Annotated in this window: 14 protein-coding genes; 8 read left to right on the top strand and 6 right to left on the bottom strand. The window is 58.5% G+C overall.

Annotated features, from left to right (window positions below):
• Nucleotides 1–48: 48 nt before the first annotated feature.
• On the bottom strand, nt 49–1,428 hold the full coding sequence (locus tag K7H94_RS14360) for an NAD-dependent succinate-semialdehyde dehydrogenase (RefSeq protein WP_222951226.1): 1,380 nt from the start codon (nt 1,426–1,428) through the stop codon (nt 49–51).
• A gap of 152 nt (nt 1,429–1,580) precedes the next feature.
• On the opposite strand from K7H94_RS14360, the gene K7H94_RS14355 reads away from it, so the two are divergent.
• Nucleotides 1,581–2,465: a LysR substrate-binding domain-containing protein gene (locus K7H94_RS14355; RefSeq protein WP_222951225.1), complete on the top strand. Its 885-nt coding sequence runs from the start codon at nt 1,581–1,583 to the stop codon at nt 2,463–2,465.
• On the opposite strand, the gene K7H94_RS14350 is transcribed toward K7H94_RS14355, so the two are convergent.
• Nucleotides 2,460–3,479: a LacI family DNA-binding transcriptional regulator gene (locus tag K7H94_RS14350; protein ID WP_150058576.1), complete on the bottom strand. Its 1,020-nt coding sequence runs from the start codon at nt 3,477–3,479 to the stop codon at nt 2,460–2,462. The genes K7H94_RS14355 and K7H94_RS14350 overlap by 6 nt on opposite strands.
• 93 nt (nt 3,480–3,572) lie before the next feature.
• Entirely contained in the window at nt 3,573–4,220 is a 648-nt protein-coding gene (locus tag K7H94_RS14345) for a CPBP family intramembrane glutamic endopeptidase (protein WP_021507241.1), read from the bottom strand.
• A 534-nt stretch (nt 4,221–4,754) separates the two neighbouring features.
• On the opposite strand from K7H94_RS14345, the gene K7H94_RS14340 reads away from it, so the two are divergent.
• Together K7H94_RS14340 and K7H94_RS14335 are read left to right on the top strand one after the other, a co-directional pair.
• Nucleotides 4,755–5,054: an I78 family peptidase inhibitor gene (locus K7H94_RS14340; RefSeq protein WP_058758053.1), complete on the top strand. Its 300-nt coding sequence runs from the start codon at nt 4,755–4,757 to the stop codon at nt 5,052–5,054.
• A gap of 250 nt (nt 5,055–5,304) precedes the next feature.
• Nucleotides 5,305–5,622 (top strand): hypothetical protein, encoded by a 318-nt coding sequence (locus K7H94_RS14335; RefSeq protein ID WP_021507239.1) that lies wholly within the window; start codon nt 5,305–5,307, stop codon nt 5,620–5,622.
• A gap of 12 nt (nt 5,623–5,634) precedes the next feature.
• Here the strand turns inward: K7H94_RS14335 and K7H94_RS14330 are convergent, their stop codons facing one another.
• Nucleotides 5,635–5,886 (bottom strand): biofilm development regulator YmgB/AriR family protein, encoded by a 252-nt coding sequence (locus tag K7H94_RS14330; RefSeq protein ID WP_021313231.1) that lies wholly within the window; start codon nt 5,884–5,886, stop codon nt 5,635–5,637.
• A 394-nt stretch (nt 5,887–6,280) separates the two neighbouring features.
• Here K7H94_RS14330 and K7H94_RS14325 point away from each other — a divergent pair, with 394 nt between their 5' ends.
• Nucleotides 6,281–7,579: a multidrug efflux MFS transporter gene (locus K7H94_RS14325; RefSeq protein ID WP_058775196.1), complete on the top strand. Its 1,299-nt coding sequence runs from the start codon at nt 6,281–6,283 to the stop codon at nt 7,577–7,579.
• Here K7H94_RS14325 and K7H94_RS14320 read toward each other — a convergent pair.
• Both K7H94_RS14320 and K7H94_RS14315 read right to left on the bottom strand, forming a co-directional pair.
• Nucleotides 7,512–10,598 (bottom strand): beta-galactosidase, encoded by a 3,087-nt coding sequence (locus K7H94_RS14320; RefSeq protein WP_222951224.1) that lies wholly within the window; start codon nt 10,596–10,598, stop codon nt 7,512–7,514. The genes K7H94_RS14325 and K7H94_RS14320 overlap by 68 nt on opposite strands.
• Nucleotides 10,599–11,084: 486 nt before the next feature.
• Nucleotides 11,085–11,237: a hypothetical protein gene (locus tag K7H94_RS14315; protein ID WP_155519908.1), complete on the bottom strand. Its 153-nt coding sequence runs from the start codon at nt 11,235–11,237 to the stop codon at nt 11,085–11,087.
• Between the two features lie 18 nt (nt 11,238–11,255).
• Here K7H94_RS14315 and iraP point away from each other — a divergent pair, with 18 nt between their 5' ends.
• From iraP to K7H94_RS14295, 4 genes are all read left to right on the top strand, one after another.
• Nucleotides 11,256–11,510: an anti-adapter protein IraP gene (gene iraP, locus K7H94_RS14310; protein WP_021507236.1), complete on the top strand. Its 255-nt coding sequence runs from the start codon at nt 11,256–11,258 to the stop codon at nt 11,508–11,510.
• 85 nt (nt 11,511–11,595) lie between these two features.
• Nucleotides 11,596–11,901 carry a PsiF family protein gene (locus K7H94_RS14305; protein ID WP_058757988.1) on the top strand — a complete coding sequence of 102 codons (306 nt, stop codon included), beginning with the start codon at nt 11,596–11,598 and terminating at the stop codon, nt 11,899–11,901.
• Between the two features lie 199 nt (nt 11,902–12,100).
• Nucleotides 12,101–13,012 (top strand): lipid A hydroxylase LpxO, encoded by a 912-nt coding sequence (gene lpxO, locus K7H94_RS14300; RefSeq protein WP_222951223.1) that lies wholly within the window; start codon nt 12,101–12,103, stop codon nt 13,010–13,012.
• A 146-nt stretch (nt 13,013–13,158) separates the two neighbouring features.
• A complete protein-coding gene (locus K7H94_RS14295; RefSeq protein WP_222951222.1) occupies nt 13,159–14,685 on the top strand; it encodes an FAD-dependent oxidoreductase in 1,527 nt (508 codons plus the stop codon).
• Nucleotides 14,686–14,709: the final 24 nt, after the last annotated feature.

Here is a 14,709-nt window from a genome sequence, read left to right as displayed (position 1 = left end):
GCGGCGCGGCGGCATCCCGACTGGGTCGCCGCCGCGCCAGCAGCGTGATTAGTGGTGTTGTCCCGCCATCAGCACATATTTTACCTGCACATACTCTTCAATACCGTAATGGCCGCCCTCACGGCCGTAGCCGGAGTGCTTGATACCGCCAAACGGCACTGATGCCGTACCGACTGAGCCGGAATTGAGGATCACCATGCCGGCTTCCAGTTTTTTCGACAGGCGGAAAGCGCGGCCAACGTCCCGCGTCCACGCATAGGCCACCAGACCGTATTCGGTGTCGTTAGCGCAGCGAATCACCTGCTCTTCATCACTGAAACGGTACAGGGCAAATACCGGTCCGAAAATCTCGGTGTTGTGCACGGCAAACGAGGCGTCCAGATCGCACAGGATGGTCGGCTCATAGAACAGCCCGCCCTTCGCGTGTGGCTTGCCGCCGAGGCGCAGCGTCGCCCCCTGCGCTACTGCATCATCCACCAGCGCGGTGACTTTATCGAGCGCCATGCGGTTAATCAGCGGGCCAACCACAAATTCCTGCTGCATACCCTGATCGACACGGATCTCACTGACTGTTTTCACCAGTTGCTGCACAAAGGCATCGTAAATCGCGTCATGCACAAAGATGCGGTTAGGCGAAATACACACCTGGCCGGAGTTACGCAGTTTGGCGCTGACCAGCCCGGCCACGCTCTCTTCCAGCGGGCTGTCGGCGAACACGATAAACGGCGCGTTGCCGCCCAGCTCCATGGTCATCTTTTTCAGCGTGGCCCCGCACTGCTGCGCCAGCAGTTTGCCGACGCGGGTAGATCCCGTGAAGGAGATTTTGTGGATGCGCGTATCGCTGGTAAAAGCTTCGCCGATGGCTTGCGGATCGCCGGTCACCATCTCAAACACGCCAGCGGGAATACCGGCCTGACGTGCATACTCCAGCAGTTTATACGCGGTAAGCGGCGTCTCTTCTGCCGGTTTGATGATCATAGTGCAGCCCGCGGCCAGCGCGGTAGCAATTTTGCGGGTGATCATCATAAACGGGAAGTTCCACGGCGTGATGGCCGCGGTCGGGCCGACCGGCTCTTTTACCACCAGCACGGAGGCGTTAGCATCGTGCGACGGCAGGGTATCACCGTTGACGCGTTTGGCCTCTTCCGCATACCACTCAATAAAGCCGAGACCGTACTCGATTTCGCCCAGCGCTTCGCTCAGGCATTTGCCGTTCTCCCTGACCATCAGTTCAGCAAACAGGTGCTTATCGGCGCGTACCAGATCGTACCAGCCACGCAGCAGGTCGCTGCGCTGTTTCGCGCTTTTTGCCGCCCATGCCGGAAACGCGGCACAGGTGCGATCGATAGCGGCCGCGACCTCGTCGTGGCGCATGAACGGTGCTTCGCCGACGAGGCTGCCGTCGGCAGGATTGGTGACTTTAATCATTCCAGTGTGCTCCAGTGTCAGAATCAATGTGACAACCTGGCAGTCAGCGTTATCGGGCTGGCTGCCGCTGTGCAGAAATGATGCGCGTCTGGCCTTTTCGCCACAATCGATTAAAATTGCTCCATCATTGAGAAAAACTGAACGGTTAACTGATGCGTGATTTGCCACCCCTGAATGCCTTGCTGGCGTTTGAATATGTCGCCCGTAGCGGCAGCGTGCGGGCAGCGGCTGATGGCCTGTCGGTGACGCCAGGCGCGGTGAGTCGTCAGATTCGTCTGCTGGAAGAGTACTTTGGCACGGCGCTGTTTCAGCGTCAGGGGCGCGGGCTGGTACTGACGCTGCCCGGCAATGCCTATTTTCTGCAAATCAGCCAGCACCTCGACGGTATTCGCCAGGCGAGCGCCACGCTGCAGCGCAATGCCGGCCGCACGGTCATCCGGCTGCACTCCTTCACCACCTTCGCCACCCGCTGGCTTATTCCGCGGCTGGCACAGTTTCAGCTGGCGCATCCGGCGATTGACGTGCGCCTGACGACCGCGTCGGAATGGGACGATACGGTGGATTGCGACGCAGCGATTCGGCTTGGTGACGGTACGTGGCCGCAGCAGCACGCCACGCCGCTGGTGAAAAACGTGATGGTGCCGGTGTGCCGTCCGACGGCTGACCGGCGCGCCAGCATGCATCTGGCCGGGCTGGCGCAGCATACCCTGCTGCTGGTGCGCGGACGTCCTGATGACTGGCAGCGCTGGTGCGAAGCATTTGGCGTGGAAATGGACGCGCTGCCGCACCGGCGGCAGATGGAAAGTTCGGCGCTAGCCTATCAGGCCGCCCTTGAAGGGCAGGGGATTGCGCTGGCGCAGCGCGTGCTGGTGGAAGCGGAGCTGAAGGCGGGCACGCTGATCGCCATGGAGGATTACCAGCTGGACTGTGGCCGGCACACCTATTACCTGGTGCGCCCGCAGGAGAGCGTTAAGGCTGCTACGCTACAGCAGCTGGAGCAGTGGCTGATCACGCAGGATGCTGGCGAGGCGTTATGAGCGGCGAAACGGTCCATCGGCCACGGAAGCGCGCTCAATCAGCCGTCCGCTGAAGGGCGGCAGGGGCGCAATCGCTTCGCCCTCGAGCATCGCCACCAGCTGCGCCAGCGTGTGCTGAATCATTTCCGCCACCGGCACGTGAACCGTCGTGAGCGGCGGCAGGAAAAATTCGGCCATGCGAATATCATCAAAGCCCATCAGCGATACATCCTGCGGCAGCCGTTTGCCCGCCGCATTCAGCGCCAGCGCGGCACCAATCGCCATATCGTCATTGCTGGCCATCAGCGCGCTGAACGGTACGCCGGCACTCAGCAGCTGGCGTGCCGCCGCCTGACCACTCTCCGGCGTCCACGCGCCCGGCAGTACGCGCTCTGCGTCATAAGGCAGCTGATGATCGGCCAGCGCCTGCTGATAGCCAGCCAGACGCGCGGCGGCGGTGGGCGATCCCGCCAGTCCGGTGATAAACGCGATGTCATGGTGACCGCGCGTAATCAGGTAGTTCACCGCATCACGGGTATTTTGCTGGTGCGAAGCCCACACGCAGTTCGCCGCGTGCTGCGTCAGACGGCGGTTAACCACCATGATCGGGATATCGTGCTGGTCGATGATCGCTTCCAGCGCGGCGGTGTCGAGAAAACGCGGGTAGATAATGATGGCGTCGCAGCGCAGATCGAGCAGAAACTCAATTGCCGCGCGCTCATCGTCAGCGCTGGTTTTGCCATCGGCGAGGATCAGCTGGCGGCCATAGTTATTGGTCAGCGTGGCCGTCTGGTACAGCAGCTCGCTGAAATAGGGGCCGTTAAACAGCGAATGGGTGACGATCAGGCCGATATTCTGCGATTTTTGCGTCGCCAGACTGCGCGCCAGCAGATTCGGGCGGTAGCCGGTTTCTTCAATCGCCTGAAACACTTTCTGCTGCGTGGATTTGCTGACATAGCGGTTGCCCGCCAGCACGCGCGACACGGTGGCTTTAGAAACGCCCGCTTTGCGGGCCACATCCAGCATAGTAATCATCAGCGCTTCGACCATCATTCCTGCAGGCTAAAAAGCGATAGTACCTGAAAATGCAGGGAAATTAATGGCATCGTTAGCAAACAGTGAGGGGGATCAGGCGTAGAACCAGGCGGGCAGGATGGCGATCAGGTTATTCAGCGTATGCAGAAAAATCGGCAGCGCCAGGCTGTTGCTGCGCAGACGCGCGTAGCACAGCAGCAGCGAGAACAGCGTCAGCGCAACGATGGTTTCCCAGTGCACGTACTGCGTGTGCAACGCGGCGAACAGCAGCGATGTGAGCAACATGCAGGCAAAACGGCTTTTGGGCGCCCACAGCAAAAACGCCTGCAGCAGAAAGCCGCGGAACAGCACCTCTTCAAACACCGGCGCCAGCAGCACGGCGGTGAGCAGCAGAATCAGCATTGAGCTGCGTCCCTGCTGGCTCTGTTCAATCAGCCAGCCTTCCGGCTGCAGGAACTGCGTCTGCGCCACCATCAGCACAAACAGCGCGCCGATAAACAGCAGTGCCTGGCCGGGACGTAGAAAGCCCAGAGGAATGTCGCTGCGGCGCTGGCAGTAGAAACGGTACAGGGGATAAATCACGGCAAATTCAAACAGGCACAGCACTGGCACCAGCAAGCCGTTATTGCGCAGCGTCCCGTAATTGGGAAACAGCGTAATCAGCATGGTCACGAGGTAATAAACCACAAAGCTACCGACGTAAAACAGGGTCAACGTAACTTTGTCGGATTGGGTGTCCATAGGCGACTCAGCGGGCAGAGGAAGACGCATAGTAGCAACGGCGATCGGTGCTGTCGAGGTGCGTTTGCGGAGATTTTCACCGGTTCAGATACGTCACAATCGCGGCGCTAACCGACCGCCTCATCGCAGACGATGCGCGGCATGGTAGCTTGCGCTTTCATCGCTGACGAGCAGGCGGAGAGGGCATCGAATCACTTATCTGGCGCGGAGGATGCCGCTGGCACCGTTTGGTGCACAACGGCAGAGAGAAAATTAACGAGGCTTAACGCACCCGGACGGCCACGAAGGTCATCACGATGGCGAAGCCGATAAAAATAGCCAGTTCCATCATTATCTCCTCAGAAAAGTCTTAGATAATTGTAGCGTCTGCCCGGGTGATTTTTAGACACAGCGTGCGATTAATCCGAAAATGTGAGCAGGAAATCGCGCCTTTTGTCACGCAATGCGACCAGTCTGCTGGAAAAATTTTCGCATCGGCGGCACGCTTTGTTACTCTCAGGAACCCGCTTGTTCATTATCCAGGAGGAGAAAATTGTGAACCATTATGGAAAAGCGCTGCTGCTGACGGCGATGCTCGCCTTAACGGCCTGTCAGTCAGCCAGTAAAACTGACAGCAGTCACGCCGTCAGCCACGATCCGGAAACCGACCAGTGCGGTGCCTCGCAGTATCAGAACTACCTCGGTCAGCCGCTGAGCGCGCTTGATACCCAGCGCTTTGCCGTACCGGTGCGCGCGATTCCGTGGAACGGTGCCGCCACCATGGACTTCAATCTGCGCCGCCTGAATTTCCTCGGCGATCAGAACGGGAAAATTTCCCGGGTTTACTGCGGGTAACACCAAACGGACACGGCATTGTCATCGGGCTGTCACGGCGGCGGGCGAGGATAGCTGCGCATTACGGAGATTTCCTCGTCACTCTCGAATATGCAATGCTCGTCTTGTTTCTTCCCGCTACGGCGGGAATTTTTTTCGCTATAACCTGCCTGCTGCGCCATATTGCCCCCGCCAAAGCGCGCGTTTAATCGCGGTTCTGCGGCGTCAGGCGTACAGGCAGCAATAACAGACTGACCTTACAGGAGTGACGATGAAATACCTGACCCGAACGCTGTGTTTGACGCTGCTGCTCAGCCCGCTGGCGCAGGCCTCAAGCGAGGCGGCATGGCAGCAGCACGATAAAAACCTGCAGCAGGCATGTGTGCAGGCCAGCGGTCTGAAAGCGGTGAAAGTGGTGGGCAAGCCGATCATGTACGACGACAGCGTTGGCTACGATGCGCTGTTGCTGGAAGGCCGCTATCCGCAAAAGCACATGAAAAATCAGCTGGGGCGGGAACTGTGCCTGTATCAGCGTCAGAGCGGTAAAGCAGTGGTCAGCGAAGCCGACCAGCTGCGGGTGGTGAAATAATCTCCGGGGCCGCTATTTTTGCGGCCCTGCTTCTAACAGCTGCGCCAGCAGGTTGCGGTAACTCTGCAGGCGCTGTTCATCGCCTTCCACTTCCAGCCGGGTAATCACGCGGGCAATCACCGCTTTATTGGTGGCGGGCTGGCCATCATCCATCAGCTCGCGCATGATGGCGGCCAGCAAATCGCTCTCGTGCGGCGCGTGCCAGGCGGGGCTGTTGAAATAGTCGGTAATCGCCCGACTGGCGCTGTCATGGTGCGTTCTCATAGCCGACCTCCGCAGAGACAACGAAGCCTGCCACCCTCGACGGGCAGCAACTGAAAACCTGAATTAAGCATGCGGACTGTCCAGGACGGGCAGCGCCTCGCCAGTGATGACTGGTGATTTTTTAAACATAGATGCGGTGTGGAATATTGTCAGTAACGAATCGTCATATTTTTTCACGTTTGCCGTCTCTCGCGATGCGCTTATCGGGCCTTAGGCCAGGTAACCGCACATAAAGACACTACAAAAGTGAGACATCGCCCTATTTGCTGTGAGCAGAATCACGCCCGGCAGCGAAAAACTGCGTTTTCATCCGCATGCCATGTTTTGCCGTCCGGTAATGTTACGAGGTTGTTAGACTGAACCCTCGTTTCATTTTTTTCTGACATCTGCGCTCATGCTACGCTCCATCGAATCCTGGAAGATCAATCTGATATCCGTCTGGTTTGGCTGCTTTTTTACCGGCCTGGCCATTAGTCAGATCATTCCTTTCCTGCCGCTTTACGTGGAAGAGCTGGGTATCCGTGGCGGCAACGCGCTCAGTATCTGGTCAGGCCTGACCTTCAGTGTCACCTTTATTGTTTCTGCCGCCGTGGCGCCGCTGTGGGGCAGCCTTGCCGATCGCAAAGGGCGCAAGCTGATGCTACTGCGCGCTTCGTTTGGCATGGGCGCGGTGATTCTGCTGCAGGCGTTTGTCACCCAGGCGTGGCAACTGTTGCTGCTGCGCGCGCTGATGGGACTGACGTCCGGTTATATTCCCAACGCCATGGCGCTGGTGGCCGCGCAGGTGCCGCGTGAGCGCAGCGGCTGGGCGCTGAGCTGCGTGTCGACCGGACAAATTGGCGGCGTGATCCTCGGGCCGATGATTGGCGGTCTGCTGGCTGACTGGCTGGGCCTGCGCATGGTGTTTATCGTTACCGCGGTACTGCTGATGGTCAGCTTTCTGGTGACGCTGTTTCTGATTAAGGAGACCGGCTACACGCCGGTGAGCAAGCAGGACAAACTGAGCGGACGCGAGGTGATGCGCAGCCTCGATAATCCACGCCTGATGTTCTGCCTGTTCGTCACCACCATGGTGATTCAGATGTGTAACGGCTCGGTGAATCCTATCCTGACGCTGTTCGTGCGTGAGCTGGCGCCGGATGCGCAGAATATCGCGTTTCTCAGTGGTGTGATTGCCGCGCTGCCCGGCGTGTCGGCACTCATCGCCGCACCGCGTCTCGGCAAACTCGGCGATCGCATCGGTACCCAGCGTATTTTGCTGGCGACCATGATCGCCTCGCTGCTGCTGCTGATTGCCATGTCGTTTGTCACCAGCGCCACGCAGCTGGGCGTCCTGCGCTTTCTGCTCGGCTTTGCCGATGGCGCGATGATGCCGGCGGTGCAAACCCTGCTGGTGCGTCATTCACGCGATAACGTCACCGGCCGTATTTTTGGTTATAACCAGTCGTTCATGTACCTCGGTAACGTCGCCGGACCGCTGCTGGGCGCAGCGGTCTCAGCCGCCACCGGTTACCGCTGGGTATTCTTCGCTACTGCGGTCGTCGTCCTGCTCAATGTGCTGTTGCTGCAGCGCTTCTATCGCCGGCCAAAAACCGAGCTGAAACCCCTTAGCCCGGCGGCCGCCACTAAGCCGGCTGACGCAGCGTCAGCGCATAGTGCCAGCGCCGCTGAGAAAGCAAAAACTCCGGGCTGACGCTCGGGCTCCACGAATCGTCGCCGCCGACGCCCATATGGAAGCCGTCGAGATGCAGCCAGCAGCCGGGTTCGTCCTGCAGCAAATGACGGTGCGAGGTGGCGCGCAGCTGCTCAAGGCTATGGCGGCTAAGCGAGAAGGCAAAGTCGCCGCTGATCTGCCAGCTGCCGCTATCCAGCTGGCGCGTGCCGCAGCGCAAGCCATTCTCACCCGGAAAGACGTAGCCGGTGCTGAGCGCCGCCAGCGGCAGCTGCCAGCGTGAAAACTGCGCCGCCAGCTGGCGATCCGGATAGTTTTCATGAGGCCCCAGTCCCAGCCAGCTCACCTGGTGCGGGACCTGAGCCAGCTGGCAGCGCAGGCCGATGCGCGCGGGCGGCGGCAGACCAGCGGCCTGTTGTACATCGACGCTGATAGTCAGTTCGCCATCGCCGCTGATGCCATAACGCTTATGGCTGGTAAACAGGTGCTGACCCTCACCCAGTACGCGATGCCAGGTTTCAATCTGCACGCCGTGCTGCAGGCTGTCGACCTGCATCGCCAGCAGCTCTGTTTGCAGCCGATCATAGCCCGCGCGTTTCCAGCGCTCGACCCAGGCGTTGGGGTCGATATTGGCAGCTTCGCTGGTGCCGATATCATTATCGATCGGTGCGCGAATAAAGCACTCCTCCAGCGGTGTCAGCATGGTTTCACGATCGTTCACCCACCACTGCAGCAGCGCGCCGCTGCGGCGACAGAAGTGCCAGCGCTGCGTGGGCAGCACCACCGCCACCAGATTGTGATTGGTTTCCAGCTGGGGCGCGCAGGCGCTGAGCGGCGGCAACGTAACCGGCAGTGCGGCCGGCAGCGCCCACTGATCCCAGGCCACGCGATGATCCGCCTCAGACCAGGGCGTGGCGGCGATCTGATGCACCGCGAGGTTGAGCCACGCTTCACCCTGCAGCGTTTCAGGCGCGGGCACGGTAAAGGTGTGGCTGCCTTCGGCATCGAGATCCAGCACCCATTCACCGCGCGCGAGGGTTACACCGTCCTGCTCAATCCACCAGCGCAGCCGTTCGTTGTCGCTGCGGCGGAATAAATATTCGCTGGTGACGGTCACGCGATACGCATCGCCGGGATCGCGCGTAAACCGGAAAAACTGCTGGGCGCGCTGTGCTTCAAACAGCGCCGGATGCGGCGTGCGATCGGCAAACACCAGCCCGTTCATGCAGAACTGGCGATCGTTGGGCGTGTCACCGAAATCGCCGCCGTACGCCTGCCACGGCTGGCCGTGTTCGTCATAGCGCGTCAGGCTTTGATCGACCCAGTCCCAGACGAAGCCACCCTGCAGCCGCGGAAACTGGCGAAATGCCTGCCAGTATTTGGCAAAGCCACCAAAGCTGTTTCCCATCGCATGGGCGTATTCACACAGAATCAGCGGACGCGCTTCATCCGGCAGGCTGATCCATTTTTTCAGTGACCACTTCGGCACCGCCGGGAAGGGCTGGTCCTGATCGACGCGCGCATACATCGGGCACAGAATATCGGTGGCCGCCGTGTTGGCACCGCCGCCTTCATACTGTACCGGGCGCGTGCTATCGCTGCTTTTCACCCAGCGGTACAGCGCATCGTGCGTGCTGCCGTGGCCGGACTCATTGCCCAGCGACCAGATGATGATGCAGGCATGGTTACGATCGCGTTGCACCATGCGCGTTACGCGTTCGCTATAGGCGGCAAACCAGCGCGGGTCGTCGGAGAGGCGGTTCATCGGCTGCATGCCGTGCGTTTCGATATTGGCTTCGTCAACCACGTACAGGCCGTACTCATCGCACAGCCGATACCACAGCGGATGGTTAGGATAGTGAGCGCAGCGCACCGCGTTAAAGTTGTGGCGCTTCATCAGTTCAATGTCCTGACGCATGCTGGCTTCATCCACCACCTGACCGCGTTCGGGATGGTGCTCATGACGATTAACGCCGCGTATCAGCAGCGGCTTACCGTTGAGGCACAGCTGGCCGTGCTCAATGCTGACGCGACGGAAACCCACATCATAAGCTTCGGCTTCAATCACCTCGCCGGCATCATCAAGCAGCGTGACTACCGCGCGGTAGAGATGAGGCGTTTCGGCGCTCCACAACAGCGGTTGCCGCACCGGCAACACCAGCAGGGTACGTTCCGGATAGTGGCCACGTTCATCAATGATGGCGCTGCCCGGCGGCTGTTCGTGCTGCGCAATACAGTCGCCGTTGCGCCATAGCGTGACGCGTACCCGACACTGACTGAGCGGGCGCGTGCCGGCATGGATTTTGACACTCACCCGTAAATCGCCGCGCAGATATTCCGGGCTGAGCGCGGTTTCGAGCTGCACATCGCTCAGGCGGGTGTCCGGTTTGTGCAGCAGCGTCACGTCGCGGAAAATGCCGCTCATGCGCCACATGTCCTGATCTTCCAGATAACTGCCGTCGCTCCAGCGCAGCACCATGACCGCCAGACGGTTGTTTCCCGGCTGCAGCGCGTGGCTGAGATCAAATTCGGCGGGTAAGCGGCTATCCTGCGAATAGCCCATCCACTGTCCGTTGCACCACAAATGAAAGGCCGAGCTGACACCATCGAAGATGATGCGCGTCTGTCCCTGGCTTAACCAGCCGTCATCAACTTTAAATGTGAGCGAGTAACATCCGGTGGGGTTCTCACGTGGCACCAAAGGGGGATTGACCGGAATGGGATACTGCACGTTGGTATAAATGGGCGCGTCGTAGCCGTGCAACTGCCAGTTGGCAGGCACCGGCAGCGTTGCGGCGTCCGGTAAGTCCTGTAGCAGCCAGCTGTGCGGCACCGCTTCCGGCGCGGTAAAATAGCTGAAGGCCCACTGACCATTCAGCCGCTGCTGCGCAGGTGAGGAATGGCCATCGCGCGCGCTGACTTCATCGCGCCAGCTGGCAAAGGGTGGATGCGCGTCCAGGCGATGCAGGTTGGTAATAACCGGGTTTTCCCAGTCACGGCGCGCCAGCACTTCACTCAGAGAAACAGCCGCTAAGGTCATAGTGAGATCTCATTAATTGTATTGCGCTCACATTGCGTGAAAGGGCGTTAGCTGTAAAGACGCAGCGCGCAATTTTGTTACTGCGCGCACAGCGAGCAGCACTGACGTTTGCGGCATAGCGTTGGCTGTAACTTAAGCTGATGGATTGAGCGGTCTGTGAGGCTTTTTTAGCGGTTTCTTGCCACTAAAACGTTAAGCGTGGTGAGCAGGCATGAATAGCGCCGGGTTGCGGAGCATTCTGTATTGTCGTGTTAACCGCCGCTTCATACACTCAGCGCAATTTCAGCAACCTGAGGTCAATATGATCCGTATCGTTAAGCTCGCTGCTGTTGTAGCGCTGGTGTCCGCGTTAAGCGGTTGTCTTTTTCCGCCGCCGGGCGGCGGCGGAGGTTGGGGTGGTCCTGGCGGTGGCGGTCCCGGCCATGGGTATCAGGGTCCGCGTTAATTTAGCGCCAGTGCATAATTAATGCAGCGATGCGAAACGTTTTATCTGCGGCGTATTTTGTCAGTGAAACGTTTCGCCGTTATATATTGAATTTCAGCCACTTTTTTTACGCTTCGGCTAACCATTATTTTTCCTCTGGCCGGCAAAAATTCTTGTTGTTTTAATCCTGCCAATGCTAATTTTTGTTTTCCCATTCTGACTGAGTCCATCGCATGAAAAACCTGATTGCGGAACTCCTGCTCAAGCTGGCAGAAAAAGAAGAAGAGTCTAAAGAATTAGTGGTCCAGGTTGAGGCGCTGGAAATCGTGCTCACCGCCATGCTGCGCAGACTGGATGCCGCCCAGGTTAGCGACATCGCGGCGGGTATTGATCGCGCGATGCCGCCCGCCGCTTCCGTGCAGGAAAATCCGGACGCGCTGATGCTGCGCAATTACGTCGAAAAGTTGCTCAACCACCCGCGTGAATAATCCCGCCGTACGCGCATAGATTTTTTTCCGCTTTGCTTATTCCGTGCCATGCTTAACAGGCAATAATCACACGGAGAAACCGGCAATGAAATCGTGTCTTGTGGCAATAATGGCAGCAGGCCTGCTGCTGGCTGGCGGTGCAGGCGCGGCGGAGAAAACCGCGCAGCAGGAAAAAATGACGCTGTGTAATCAGCATGCAGGCGCGCAAAATCTGAAAGGCGATGCGCGTAAAAGCTTTATGAGCGAATGCCTGAAGAAAGACAGCAAAATGGGCAATATGACGCCGCAGCAGATGAAAATGAAAAGCTGTAATAGCGAAGCAGGAGAGAAAAAACTCAGCGGCGATGCGCGTAAAACCTTTATGAGCAGCTGTCTGAAGAAGAGTGCTTAAACCTCTGGCGGCCTGCGGGCCGCTTTTTTGTGTCCGCACTCGCAGGGTTAACGCGCGAGGTATTTTTTCTGTCATAAACGGCACGCGTTGCCAAAACTTTACAAAATCCTTACATAAAATTCCATTTCTCCCCATCCAGTCTCTCTGACGCTTAACCGTGGCCAGAGCGGCTTTACGTGCAACATAAGGAACCTGTTGTATGGTCGCTGCGATCATTATTGGTGTATTTATTATTAGTGTGCTTTACGCCCACTCACGCGGCGTGGAAAAGCAAAAGTTTTCCCGTCAGTTATTTGATCACTCCACTTTTATGGCGCCGATCAATATGTTTATGACCGGGCTGTCGCGACTGCCGGCTAAACAGCCCTATTTTCCGGTTGAGGATTTTCCTGAACTGCGTCAGCTGACCGATAACTGGCAGGTGATTCGCGATGAAGCCATTCGCCTGCAGGATCACATTAAAGCGGCGCAGACGCATAACGATGCCGGATTTAATACCTTCTTCAGGCGTGGCTGGAAGCGTTTCTATTTAAAATGGTATAGCGATGCACATCCGTCAGCGCGCGAACTCTGTCCGGTAACCACCGAACTGGTGAGCAACATTCCCGGCGTTAAAGCGGCCATGTTTGCTGAACTGCCGCCGGGCAGCCATCTGGGCAAACACCGCGATCCTTATGCCGGTTCGGTGCGCTATCACCTCGGGCTGCAAACGCCGAACGACGATCGCTGCTTTATTGAAGTGGATCGTCAGCGCCACAGCTGGCGCGACGGTCAGGCGGTGATCTTCGACGAAACTTACGTGCACTGGGCGCAGAATGAAAGCGAGCAGACGCGTATCATCCTGTTTTGCGATATCGAGCGGCCAATGAAATGGCGCTGGGCGCAGGCGGTCAATCACTGGGTGGGCTCGACGTTAATGTCAGCAGCGGCGTCGCCCAACGACGAAAACGATCGTACCGGCTTCCTCAACCGCATCTTCAAATACGTTTATGCGCTGCGCGATGCCGGTCAGAACCTGAAGAAACGTAATCGCCGGTTGTATTACTGGGTCAAACATGGACTGATTGTGGCGATTTTCGCGCTGATCATCGTGCCCAGCGTGTTCTTCTGATCCTTTCGTGTCGCTTAAAACGGCGGTTTAACAGTCAGTTAACCGCCGTTTCGCTTTGTTTCTCCTGCTAAATCCTCACGCTTTGCCACACTTACTCTTTGTAAGGAATTGTTGTATCAGACGAATAACCCCGAAGGAGGCGAACCGTGAGCTATCAATCTGTCGTGGAACTCAAGGCGCTGGCGCAGCGTAAACCCACTAAAGTGACCGTCGGCGAAACGGATATGGTGCTGATTCGCGACGGCGACCGCGTGCAGGCGCTGCAGGCAAAATGTCCGCACGCGGGCGCACCGCTGGAGCAGGGCGCAGTGTGCGGCGACAAACTGGTGTGTCCGTGGCATAAGGCGGTGTTTGAGCTGCGCGATGGCAAAATGTGCGAGCCGCTGGCGCTGGCCAATCTCAAACGTTATCCGGTGCGCATTGAACAGGGGCAGGTGCTGATCAATCCGCAGGCGATGTCGCCGGCCAGCGCGCCGGTGGCCCAGGGTGAAGCGCCAGTATGCGTGATTCTCGGCTCAGGGGCGGCGGGCAGTGCCGCGATCTGGACGCTGCGCGATGAAGGCTTTAGCGGCCGGATTGTGCGTATTGAGCGTGAAAGCGACGCCCCTTACGATCGCACCACGCTGAGTAAATTTGTCCCCTCCGGCAAGATGGCCATCGACGAGGTACCCAAGCTGCTGAAACAGGATGTGCTGGGCCCGGTGGTGTGGCTGCAGGGGGAGGTGGTGCAGCTGAAGGCGCAGGAGCAGACGCTGGTGCTGAAAGACGGGCAGCAGGTGAAGTTTGACCAGTTGCTGATCGCGGCCGGCGGCGTGCCGCAGCCGCTTGATATCCCGGGCAAGGATCTGGATGGCGTGCACCTGCTGCGTTCACTGCGCCAGGCCGATGCGCTGATTTCCCAGGTGGATGAGGCGCAGCAGCTGGTGATTATCGGCAACAGTTTTATCGGTATGGAAGTGGCCGGTGCGCTGCGAAACCGTGACATTGATGTCACGGTGGTGGCGCGTCATCCGCTGCCGTTTGCCAGCCAGTTCGGCGAAGAGATTGGCCGTCATTTTTATGAGCTGCACCGCAGCAACGGCGTGAAGTTTGTCGAGGGTGAACCGGAAGCGCTGAGCGGCGAAGGCGCAGTGAGTGGCGTGCGGCTCAAAGGTGGCAAAACCGTGCCAGCCAGCCAGGTGCTGTTTGCCACCGGCATTGTGCCGGCCACCCATTTTATTCACGACCTGCCCTTACAGAAGGATGGCAGCCTGCTGGCCGACAGTCAGCTGCGGGTCAGTGAAAACATCTGGGTCGCGGGGGATATTGCCAGCTATCTCACGCCGCGTGGCGTGCAGCGTATTGAGCACTATCGCGTGGCGCATCAGCAGGGGCGCATTGCCGCGCTGAATATGCTGGGCAAACGCATCATGTACGATCGCGTACCGTTCTTCTGGACTGCGCATTACGGCACTCGCTATGAGTATCTGGGGCATGCAGAGGAGTGGGATGATTATCGCCTGCTGGGATCGCTGCAGGACAAACGCTTCATCGCTTTTTACTGCCAGCAGGGCATGATTGCGGCAGTGTGTTCAGCCGGCATGTATACGCTCACCGCCGCGCTGGTGCACGAGATGCAGCAGCCAATGACGCTGGAACAAGGCCTGGCGCTGTTTGAAGCGTATCAGGGTTAAGGTCAAAGCCAGCACCCAACAGTT

This window comes from Pantoea dispersa (assembly GCF_019890955.1).
Taxonomy (GTDB): domain Bacteria; phylum Pseudomonadota; class Gammaproteobacteria; order Enterobacterales; family Enterobacteriaceae; genus Pantoea; species Pantoea dispersa.
This window is presented reverse-complemented; position numbering and strand designations above follow the sequence as displayed.

Coding starts and splice junctions, on each gene's coding strand:
- K7H94_RS14360 (WP_222951226.1), bottom strand. CDS start 1,428: ATGATTAAAGTCACCAATCCTGCCGACGGCAGCCTCGTCGGCGAAGCA.
- K7H94_RS14320 (WP_222951224.1), bottom strand. CDS start 10,598: ATGACCTTAGCGGCTGTTTCTCTGAGTGAAGTGCTGGCGCGCCGTGAC.
- K7H94_RS14315 (WP_155519908.1), bottom strand. CDS start 11,237: ATGGGAAAACAAAAATTAGCATTGGCAGGATTAAAACAACAAGAATTT.
- K7H94_RS14305 (WP_058757988.1), top strand. CDS start 11,596: ATGAAATCGTGTCTTGTGGCAATAATGGCAGCAGGCCTGCTGCTGGCT.
- K7H94_RS14335 (WP_021507239.1), top strand. CDS start 5,305: ATGAAATACCTGACCCGAACGCTGTGTTTGACGCTGCTGCTCAGCCCG.
- lpxO (WP_222951223.1), top strand. CDS start 12,101: ATGGTCGCTGCGATCATTATTGGTGTATTTATTATTAGTGTGCTTTAC.
- K7H94_RS14345 (WP_021507241.1), bottom strand. CDS start 4,220: ATGGACACCCAATCCGACAAAGTTACGTTGACCCTGTTTTACGTCGGT.
- iraP (WP_021507236.1), top strand. CDS start 11,256: ATGAAAAACCTGATTGCGGAACTCCTGCTCAAGCTGGCAGAAAAAGAA.
- K7H94_RS14330 (WP_021313231.1), bottom strand. CDS start 5,886: ATGAGAACGCACCATGACAGCGCCAGTCGGGCGATTACCGACTATTTC.
- K7H94_RS14325 (WP_058775196.1), top strand. CDS start 6,281: ATGCTACGCTCCATCGAATCCTGGAAGATCAATCTGATATCCGTCTGG.
- K7H94_RS14350 (WP_150058576.1), bottom strand. CDS start 3,479: ATGATTACTATGCTGGATGTGGCCCGCAAAGCGGGCGTTTCTAAAGCC.
- K7H94_RS14355 (WP_222951225.1), top strand. CDS start 1,581: ATGCGTGATTTGCCACCCCTGAATGCCTTGCTGGCGTTTGAATATGTC.